Below are 8,432 nucleotides of genomic sequence, written 5' to 3'. Positions count from 1 at the left end.
ACTTTAGCGCCCGCGCAACGCCTGCGATCGTGTGACTCGTGTGACTTTAGCGGGGCGCCCCGCCGCAGCAAAGCCGCGGCGTCGGACGCGGCTGCTGGCCGCGCCGGCCGGCGGGTGCGCTGAAGGCGCGATTTAGCTGGCGCTAAATCTTGCGCGCACCCGCTCACCCCTTCGGCGGCACATGATACACCGCATGGCACCCCGCACACGTCTTCCCCACCACATCCAGCTGCGCGGTGAAGCCCGCCGTATCGCCCGCCTTGGCGAGATCCGCGAGCGTGTCGGCGGCGGCGGCATAGTCGGCGGCCTTGGCGGCGAAGCCCGCGCGGTCGGTCCAGACCGTGGGGAGCGCCTCGGTCGGCGCGACATTGCTGCCTGCCGGGAACATGCTGGGGATCGCGCGCGCCCATCCGGCGAGCGCGCGGGCTTGTCCGGCGACCTTGGTCAGATCGTCGCCGCGCGCGGCGGCTGCCTTCAAATTGCCAAGGATGCCGCCCGACAGGCGGAACGCGGCGCGGCGACCTTGCACCAAGTCACTCGCGGGCAAACTCGCCGCCGGGGCCATAGCGGGCGCGGTCCGGGCAAGCGCCGCAACGCCGCCCCCGGCAATTACAAGCGCGGGGAGGATCAGGATCGCTAGGCGCATAACGGCTTCCTTCGGCTGGAAAGCGTACACGCTAACCCCGAACGCCGCGCCCCGCAATCGCGCGGGCGCTGGCTCGCGTGCCGATCAGGCCCGCGCGCCCTCCGCCACCGCGCCCGAATTGTGCCGCAACGCCTTCAGCACCGTCTCGACGATCGCATCGGCATCAAGCCCGGCTTGCGCATATTGCAGCTCGGGCTTGTCCTGATCCTGGAAGATGTCGGGCAAGCGCAGCGTGCGCAGCTTGAGTCCGGCATCGATCAAGCCGTCGTCGGACGCGAAGGTCAGCACGTGCGCGCCGAGCCCGCCGACCGCGGCCTCCTCGATCGTCACCGCCACTTCGTGCGTTGTCAGCAGCTTGCGGATGAGATCCTCGTCGAGCGGCTTGGCAAAGCGCAGATCGGCGACAGTGGTGCTGAGCCCCCGGGCCTCGAGCGCTTCGGCCGCCTTGAGCGACTCAGCCAGCCGCGTGCCGAGCGACAGGATCGCCACCTTGTGCCCCTGCCGGACGATCCGGCCCTTGCCGATTTCGAGCTGCTGCGCTTCCGCTGGCAGTTCGACCCCGGTGCCATTGCCACGCGGGTAGCGGATCGCGATCGGCCCACTGTCGTGCAGCACTGCCGTGTGCGTCATGTGGACCAATTCGGCCTCATCGGCGGGTGCCATCACCACCATATTGGGCAGCGTGGCGAGATAGGTCACGTCGAACGACCCGGCATGCGTGGCACCGTCGGCACCGACGAGTCCCGCACGGTCGATCGCGAAGCGCACCGGCAAATTCTGGATGCACACGTCGTGGACGACCTGATCGTACGCCCGCTGCAGGAAGGTCGAATAGATCGCGCAGAACGGCCGCATCCCCTGCGCGGCGAGGCCGGCAGCGAAGGTGACCGCGTGCTGCTCGGCAATGCCGACGTCGAAGAAGCGATCGGGATGCGCCTTGCTGAACGCATCGAGCCCGGTGCCCGACGGCATCGCCGCGGTGATCGCGCAGATCGTCGGATCGCTCTCAGCTTCCTTCGACAGCTGCGCGCCAAACACATTTTGGTACTGTGGCGGCCCCGGAGGAGCCTTGGCCTGCGTTCCCGTGATGACGTCGAACTTCTGGACGCCGTGATATTTGTCCGCCGCCGCCTCGGCCGGGCCGTAACCCTTGCCCTTCTTGGTCACGACGTGAACGAGGATCGGGCCTTCCTCGGCATCGCGGACGTTTTCGAGCACCGGGATCAACTGGTCGAGATTGTGCCCGTCGATCGGCCCGACATAATAAAAGCCGAGTTCTTCGAACAACGTACCGCCCATTGCGATGCCGCGGGCGAATTCGTCGGTCTTGCGCATCCCCGCCGCGATCGGCCTCGGCAAATGCTTGGCGAGCTTGCGCGCCAGATCGCGGAAGCCGAGGAATTCGCGGCTCGACACGATTCGGCTGAGATAGGCCGACAGCCCGCCGACCGGCGGCGCGATCGACATGTCATTGTCGTTGAGGATGACGACCAGCCGGTTGCCGGCTTGGGCGGCGTTGTTCATCGCCTCATACGCCATGCCCGCCGACATCGCGCCGTCGCCGATCACCGCAATGCCCTTGCCGGGCTTGCCCGCAATCTTGTTGGCGATCGCAAAGCCGAGGCTGGCGGAGATCGAGGTCGACGAATGCGCCGCGCCGAACGGATCATACTCGCTCTCGCTGCGCTTGGTGAAGCCCGACAGGCCCCCGCCCATGCGCAGCGTGCGGATGCGGTCGCGCCGGCCTGTCAGGATCTTGTGCGGATAGCATTGGTGGCCAACGTCCCAGACGAGCTTGTCATTGGGCGTGTCGAACACATAGTGGATCGCGACGGTCAGCTCGACCACGCCAAGCCCGGATCCCAGATGCCCGCCAGTCACGCCGACCGCGGCGATCGTCTCCTGTCGCAGTTCGTCGGCGAGCTGCCGCAACTGCGTCGGCGCGAGCGCGCGAAGATCGGAAGGGAGCTGGACCGTGTCGAGCAACGGCGTTGTGAGTGCGTCAACCATCCCCCCTGTTTAGCGCCGCTCCGGGGCCGTGTCGATTGTCGGATCGCGCGCCGCTGCACACGCCACATTTTCTTGACGAACGATGCAACGGCGCACCACATATGGGCATGCCCGGCCTCACCTACCGCCTCGCAACCGAGGCCGACATCCCCGCAATCTCGACGCTGATGGAACGCGCGATCGATTCGCTACAGCGCCCTTACCTTTCCTCGGCGCAGGTCGTGGCGAGTCGGTTGAGCATGGGACTCGACACGCAATTGATCGCCGACCGCACCTATTTCCTGGTCGAACAGGATGGCGTGCCGGTCGGTTGTGGCGGGTGGAGCTACCGCGCGACGCTCTATGGCGGCGACCACAGCGCGGCGCAACGCGATGTCCGTGCACTCGATCCGGCGCATGATGCCGCCCGAATCCGCGCCATGTATACCGATCCGGCCTATGCCCGCCGCGGGATCGGGCGGCTGGTGCTCGCGCTGTGCGAAGATGCCGCGCGGGCGGCGGGCTTCCGCCGGGTCGAGATGATGGCGACGCTCGCGGGCGAGCCGCTCTACCTCGCCTGCGGCTATCTGCCGATTGAGCGGGTACAGAAAATGGCGGAAACCGGCCCGGCGGTACCCGGCGTCCGGATGGGTAAAGATTTGCCCTGAACCGTTAGATCAGTCGCAGGTCGCGCATTTGCCGCGCACTTCGATCACCGGGCGCACTGGCGAGAAACCCGCTGCTTCCGCTGCCAGACGCACACCCCGGGTGATGCGATCGTCATCGAGATGCGTCGTCTGCCCGCATGTGTCGCACACCAGAAAGATGCAGTCGTGCAGGCAATCGGGGTGGGCGTTGGCGATGTAGGCGTTCGAACTCTCGACGCGCCGCGCCAGGTTGGCACCGACGAACAGGTCGAGGATGCGGTACACGCTGTTGGCGGCGACGCGGCGTCCTTCGGCCTTGGAGACCGCCTCGGCAATGTCATAGGCCGAGGCCGGCTTGTCGAACCCGGCGAGCGCGCGGAAGATGTTGGCACGCATCACGGTCCATTGCTCACCCGATTTTTCGAGCGTTGCCTGTGCCGCGGTGGCGAGATCGGCGCCTTGCGGCTCGTGATGATGATGCGCTGCCATCGATCGGAGATAGGCTCTCGGCACCCGCCCCGCAATGCGCCGACTCGGCCAGACGCTTAGGGCCGGACTCTGACGGGTCGCCTAGTTGGCGGCGCGCCGGTTGAGATCGTGGCCGAGCGCGAGGATCGCGACGCCGATCAGCGTCCACACCGTCTCCATGCCCGACCCATCATGCGGCAGCGAAATCGCGCCCGCCATCGTGCCCAGTCCGGCCGAGCCGACCACCGCCGGCATCATATAGCCATGCGCAAAGATCCCGCGTCCGAGCGCGAGGATGCCGAAGCCGATCGCGATCGTCAGCCCGATTTCATGGAACAGCGGGTTGAGCAGCAACCCGCCCGCGGTCGAGGCGAGCGCGATGAACACCGAACTCGCAATGCAATGCACCACGCACAGCCCCGACAGGCCAATCGCCATATTGTCGAAGCGCTGCTCGATCCATTGGACCGCAGGGGTAGAGGCAAGAGTCGTCATGCTGCGCGCCATGTGGCACGGCGGGGGACAAGTTACAACATATCATCTTGGGTTTTTTGTGGGTTTGGGATTGCGCCCTGCCCCACTCGCTTCGTCACTCCGGCCCCGTGCCGGGGTCCACCCCGCAGCACGCACGGCGCCGCCGACTCAAACGCCTAACCCGCTGCACCGTGGACCCCGGCACAAGGCCGGGGTGACGATGGGCTTTGCGAGATATCGTTCAGTTGCTCCGGTCAGCTTTTCACGGCTATCTCAGACGCGTGAGACAACGCATCGCGTTGATCGACGGCAAACCTAGCCTCCACCTCCCACCCAATCCCCACCCGTCAGATTTTGCACCTATACCGCCCAAATCCTCAATCGACGCGGGCCTTACGGAAGCGTAAGGCGATCCCATGCTCCAGGCATCCACCCTCCCCACTCGCCTCCGGCCGCGCACGCTGTCGAACTGGCTCTTTATTGTCGCTGCGCTGGTCGTCGCGATGGTCGTCATCGGCGGCATCACGCGGCTGACCGAATCGGGTCTGTCGATCACGCAGTGGAAACCGATCAGCGGGATCATCCCGCCGCTGACGGGTGCGCAGTGGCAGGCCGAGTTCGACAATTACAAGAAGATCCCCGAATATCAGCAGCTCAACCGCGGCATGACGCTGGCCGGGTTCCAGGCGATCTTCTTCTGGGAATATGTCCACCGCTTGCTCGGCCGGGTCGTCGGCGCGGCGTATCTTTTGCCGCTGCTCGCCTTCTGGGCGGCGGGCCGGTTCCCGCGCGGCTATGTGCCGCGGCTGTTCGCGCTGGTCGCTTTGGTGTGTTTCCAGGGTGCGATCGGGTGGTGGATGGTGTCGTCGGGCCTCGCGAAGCGCACCGATGTCAGCCATGTCCGCTTGGCCGTCCACCTCGTGACTGCGCTGACGCTGCTCGCCGGCACGGTGTGGACCGCGCTCGACTTGCGTGATTTGGCCGCCAACCGCCTCGCCAACCCGGCGCGGCTGCGCGCCTTTGCCGCTGTGGCGCTGCTGTTGCTCTTCGCGCAGATCATGTTCGGGGCGTTTACCGCCGGGCTTGATGCCGGCTATGCCTTTTCGAGCTGGCCGCTGATGGGCGACGAAATCTTTCCGGCGGCAACGCCGCTGACCGATCCGCTGTGGCGCAACGCCGTCGATAACCCAATCGCGGTGCAATTCATCCACCGCTGGCTGGCCTTCGTCGCGGCGGCGGGGATCGTCTGGCTGGGGGCAAAGGCGATTCGGGCCGGCGCGCCGCGCATTGGCTGGTCCGTGATCGTGCTGATCGGCTTCCAGATCATCCTCGGCATCACGACCTTGCTGAGCGGTGTCGAAATCGTCATCGCGGTCGCGCATCAGGCCAATGCCGCGCTCACGCTGATCGCCGCGACCGCAGCGGCGCATGCGGTGAGCCGCCGCCCCGCGTGATTCACGCCGGGTTCGGTCTGTCGGTCCTGCTGTGGTCGGGCGCAGCCGCAGCGGAGTTCCGCCCGGTCGCGGATCGCCCCTACCGTTACGACACCGTCGAAACCCGCACGGCGGACGGCGTGACGCGCTTCCAGGCGAGCCGCACCATTGTGTTCCACAAGACCGATGCCGGGTTCGATGTCACGGTGACGCTCGACACGATCGACGAACGCGCCGGTGACGACGTCGGGGCGATGTTCCGCGCGGCGACGGGTGCCTTGCTCCACCGCCCAATCCGCTATCGGCTCGATGCCAGCGGCGCGATCGTGGACGTCGCGGATGCCGACGCCGCGATCGCGCTGATCGCCGACGCGATCGAACGGATCAGCGCACGGCGCGCGCGCAGCGGCGATGCGCGCGTGCTGGCCAGCCCGCTGCGCGCGCTGCCGCCAGAGCGCAAGGCCGCGATGCTGCGCTCGGTCCTGACCCCCGTCCTTGCCGGTGCCGCGGCCGATCGCGCGCCCGGGCAGCGTGCGATCACCCTGCCCAGCCGCCCGCCGCTCGCGCCCGGCACCGCGCTTGAGGGGATCGAAACCACACGCAGCGCGGGCGGGATCGTCGCGATCGAGGTCCGGGCGGCCGGCGGGGTCGATACCCGCGCTGCGGCCGACACGCATGGGCACGATGTCGCAATCCCGGCGCAGCGGCCGACCGCCACGATCACCTCGATTCGCCACATCGACGCCGCAACGGGTCTGCTACGCGATGCGCACGACATCGCCGAGACGCGGTTGAGCGACGGAGCGACCGCCCACACCACGCAGATCGAGACCATCCTGACGCTGCAACTCCGCCCGTCAAGGTAGTCGGTACTAGGTTACCCGTCACGAAACCCGCCAATTGCTTGACTTCCACGCCGTCCCGCAGCAATAGGCCGCCATTGGAGCCGTCCCTCGGGGCGGCACCTGTCGTTTTAGCATAGAAGGTCACAAGCCCCATGAAGGCGCTGATGAAGACCACCAAGCCGGCGCTGCCGGCTGAGGTGATAAAGAAATGGATTATCGTCGATGCCGACGGTCTGGTCGTCGGCCGCATGGCGTCGATCATCGCGAACATCTTGCGCGGCAAGCACAAGCCGAGCTTCACCCCGCACGTCGATTGCGGTGACAATGTCATCGTGATCAACGCCGACAAGGTGCGGTTCACGGGCAACAAGCTCAAGGACAAGATCTATTATCGCCACACCGGCTATGCCGGCGGCATCAAGGGCGTCGCGGCGGGCAAGATCCTTGAGGGTCGTTTCCCCGAGCGGATCATCGAAAAGGCAATCGAGCGGATGATTCCGCGCGGTCCGCTGGGTCGCGCGCAAATGCGCAACCTGCGCGTCTTCGCCGGCACCGAGCACCCGCACGAGGCCCAGAACCCCGAAGTCCTCGACATCGGAGCCATGAACCGCAAGAATAAGGTGGGCGCATAATGTCTGACAACCGCCAGTCGCTGGCCGATCTCGCCGGCCTGACCAACACCCCCGCGCCGGTCACCCAGGCCGCAACCGACACCGTGCCGACCGAGGTCAGCGCACCGGTCAACAACTCCGGCCCAGTGCCCGAGCCGATGCCGCTGCGCGAGCAGATCCTCGACAAGCTCGGCCGCGCTTATGCGACCGGCCGTCGTAAGGACGCCGTCGCCCGCGTCTGGATCAAGCCCGGCACGGGCAAGATCACGATCAACGGTCGCGATCAGGAAGTGTATTTCGCGCGTCCGACGCTGCGTCTCGTCATCAACCAGGTGTTCGGCGTCACCGAGCGCGAAGGCCAGTATGACGTCAATTGCACCGTCAAGGGCGGCGGGCTCTCGGGCCAGGCCGGTGCCGTGAAGCATGGCATCAGCCAGGCGATCACCAAGTTCGAACCGATCCTGCGTGCGCCGGTGAAGGCAGCGGGCTTCCTGACCCGCGACAGCCGTACGGTCGAGCGCAAGAAGTATGGTCGCGCGAAAGCACGCCGCAGCTTCCAGTTCTCGAAGCGCTGATCGGCCTGGGATTGCGCAAGCAATCCCCGGACTCGATCGAGCCGGCCGGCGGGGTGGCCAGCCACCCCGTCCGACGACACGGACTTGTTCCGTGTCGGCATTGGCAGCAAGCCATACCAAAAAGGGCGGTCCGGAAACGGGCCGCCCTTTTCGTTTCTCCGCGCGTCGCAGGGATGACGCAGCGCCAGCGTAACGATACACTTCGCCAATGCCCCTCCCCAACCCGATAACCGTCAAGATCGTCGCCTTTCTCGACGAGGTCGGCATCCCGGTCGTGCTGACGCCGCTCCCGGAGGATACGCTGCTCCCCGCCATGACGGTGAGGCGCGGTACGCTGCTGGTCGACCCCGCCCGGCTGACCTACCCCGGCGACTTGTTGCACGAGGCAGGCCATATCGCCGTGACCGATCCGGCGGTGCGCGCGACGCTCGAGACGGTCGCCGACAATCAGAGCGAGGAGCTCGCCGCGATCTGTTGGTCCTATGCCGCCGCGCAGGCGATCGGGGTCGATCCGGCAATCGTGTTCCACGGCGATGGCTATCGCGGCAATGGCGCGTCGCTCGCGATGAGCTTTCAAATGGGGGTCTATCTTGGCGTACATTTGCTCGTCGGCTACGGCTTGACGACCAATGCCGCCTATCCGGCCATGGCCCGCTGGCTGCGGTAAGACTGCATCTTGCCCTATCCCGTTCGGGCTGAGCCTGTTGAAGCCCCGCCTTGCACAACCCGCGTCGGACGTTTGGC

At 66.4% G+C, this 8,432-nt stretch carries 10 protein-coding genes; 6 read left to right on the top strand and 4 right to left on the bottom strand.

Features of this window, described 5'->3' with window-relative positions:
* Positions 1–163: 163 nt before the first annotated feature.
* Positions 164–646: a cytochrome c gene (locus tag ABWP09_RS05535; protein ID WP_353204148.1), complete on the bottom strand. Its 483-nt coding sequence runs from the start codon at positions 644–646 to the stop codon at positions 164–166.
* A gap of 84 nt (positions 647–730) precedes the next feature.
* The gene (dxs, locus tag ABWP09_RS05530; protein ID WP_353204147.1) at positions 731–2,656 is read right to left on the bottom strand and encodes a 1-deoxy-D-xylulose-5-phosphate synthase; all 1,926 of its coding nucleotides are present in this window, start codon (positions 2,654–2,656) and stop codon (positions 731–733) included.
* 107 nt (positions 2,657–2,763) lie between these two features.
* Between dxs and ABWP09_RS05525 the strand changes: the two genes are divergently transcribed.
* Positions 2,764–3,303 (top strand): GNAT family N-acetyltransferase, encoded by a 540-nt coding sequence (locus ABWP09_RS05525; protein ID WP_353204146.1) that lies wholly within the window; start codon positions 2,764–2,766, stop codon positions 3,301–3,303.
* Between the two features lie 9 nt (positions 3,304–3,312).
* On the opposite strand, the gene ABWP09_RS05520 is transcribed toward ABWP09_RS05525, so the two are convergent.
* Positions 3,313–3,771 carry a Fur family transcriptional regulator gene (locus ABWP09_RS05520; RefSeq protein WP_353204145.1) on the bottom strand — a complete coding sequence of 153 codons (459 nt, stop codon included), beginning with the start codon at positions 3,769–3,771 and terminating at the stop codon, positions 3,313–3,315.
* An 81-nt stretch (positions 3,772–3,852) separates the two neighbouring features.
* Complete coding sequence (locus ABWP09_RS05515) at positions 3,853–4,245, bottom strand: MerC domain-containing protein (protein WP_353204144.1); 393 nt, start codon at positions 4,243–4,245, stop codon at positions 3,853–3,855.
* Between the two features lie 395 nt (positions 4,246–4,640).
* Between ABWP09_RS05515 and ABWP09_RS05510 the strand changes: the two genes are divergently transcribed.
* From ABWP09_RS05510 to ABWP09_RS05490, 5 genes are all read left to right on the top strand, one after another.
* A complete protein-coding gene (locus tag ABWP09_RS05510; protein ID WP_353204143.1) occupies positions 4,641–5,678 on the top strand; it encodes a COX15/CtaA family protein in 1,038 nt (345 codons plus the stop codon).
* Positions 5,675–6,523, top strand: a complete 849-nt coding sequence (locus tag ABWP09_RS05505) for a hypothetical protein (RefSeq protein ID WP_353204142.1) — start codon at positions 5,675–5,677, stop codon at positions 6,521–6,523. Before ABWP09_RS05510 ends, ABWP09_RS05505 begins: the two co-directional genes overlap by 4 nt.
* Positions 6,524–6,654: 131 nt before the next feature.
* On the top strand, positions 6,655–7,134 hold the full coding sequence (rplM, locus tag ABWP09_RS05500) for a 50S ribosomal protein L13 (RefSeq protein ID WP_353204141.1): 480 nt from the start codon (positions 6,655–6,657) through the stop codon (positions 7,132–7,134).
* Positions 7,134–7,688: a 30S ribosomal protein S9 gene (gene rpsI, locus ABWP09_RS05495; RefSeq protein ID WP_353204140.1), complete on the top strand. Its 555-nt coding sequence runs from the start codon at positions 7,134–7,136 to the stop codon at positions 7,686–7,688. Before rplM ends, rpsI begins: the two co-directional genes overlap by 1 nt.
* A 208-nt stretch (positions 7,689–7,896) precedes the next feature.
* Complete coding sequence (locus tag ABWP09_RS05490) at positions 7,897–8,355, top strand: hypothetical protein (RefSeq protein ID WP_353204139.1); 459 nt, start codon at positions 7,897–7,899, stop codon at positions 8,353–8,355.
* The last annotated feature ends 77 nt before the right edge of the window (positions 8,356–8,432 follow it).

This window comes from Sphingomonas sp., assembly GCF_040398505.1.
Lineage (GTDB): Bacteria > Pseudomonadota > Alphaproteobacteria > Sphingomonadales > Sphingomonadaceae > Sphingomonas.
Note: the sequence above shows the minus strand (reverse complement) of the source record. Positions and strands in the feature narration are given on the sequence as shown.